The organism is Streptomyces sp. NPDC038200 (assembly GCF_055600785.1).
This window is the reverse complement of the sequence record NZ_JBVJYH010000075.1, coordinates 1-1064: the sequence shown is the minus strand read 5'-3', so window position 1 is coordinate 1064 and position 1064 is coordinate 1. Positions and strand designations below refer to the sequence as shown.

1 protein-coding gene is annotated in these 1064 nt (G+C 68.0%); it reads left to right on the top strand.

The genetic code is table 11. From position 1 onward, the window contains the following. Positions 1 to 1064 (top strand): CTP synthase (locus ACZ7KF_RS41575; RefSeq protein WP_471087936.1); only part of this gene is annotated, 1064 nt, incomplete at both ends.

The window sequence follows — 1064 nt, the reverse complement described above, 5'->3', positions numbered from 1 at the left end:
CCAAGCACATCTTCGTCACCGGGGGTGTCGCCTCCTCGCTCGGCAAGGGTCTGACCGCCTCCAGCCTGGGCATGCTGCTCAAGGCCCGCGGCCTGCGTGTCGTGATGCAGAAGCTGGACCCGTACCTGAACGTCGACCCGGGCACGATGAACCCCTTCCAGCACGGTGAGGTGTTCGTCACCAACGACGGCGCCGAGACCGACCTGGACATCGGTCACTACGAGCGTTTCCTGGACCGGGACCTGGACGGCACCGCGAACGTCACCACCGGCCAGGTCTACTCCACCGTGATCGCCAAGGAGCGGCGCGGGGAGTACCTGGGCGACACCGTGCAGGTCATCCCGCACATCACCAACGAGATCAAGCACCGCATCCGGCGCATGGCCACCGACGAGGTCGACGTGGTCATCACCGAGGTCGGCGGCACGGTCGGCGACATCGAGTCGCTGCCGTTCCTGGAGACGGTCCGCCAGGTCCGTCACGAGGTCGGCCGGGACAACGTCTTCGTGGTGCACATCTCGCTGCTGCCCTACATCGGCCCCTCCGGGGAGCTGAAGACCAAGCCCACCCAGCACTCGGTGGCCGCGCTGCGCAACATCGGCATCCAGCCGGACGCGATCGTGCTGCGCTGCGACCGGGAGGTCCCCACCGCGATCAAGCGGAAGATCTCGCTGATGTGCGACGTGGACGAGGACGCCGTGGTGGCCTGCCCCGACGCCCGCTCGATCTACGACATCCCCAAGGTCGTGCACACCGAGGGCCTGGACGCCTACGTGGTGCGCAAGCTCGACCTGCCCTTCCGGGACGTGGACTGGACGACCTGGGACGACCTGCTCGACCGTGTCCACAACCCCGACCACGAGGTCACCCTCGCCCTGGTCGGCAAGTACATCGACCTGCCCGACGCCTACCTGTCGGTCACCGAGGCGCTGCGGGCCGGCGGCTTCGCCAACAAGGCCCGCGTGAAGATCAAGTGGGTCACCTCCGACGACTGCAAGACCCCGGCCGGCGCCAAGGCCCAGCTCGCCGACGTCGACGGCATCTGCATCCCCGGCGGCTTCGGC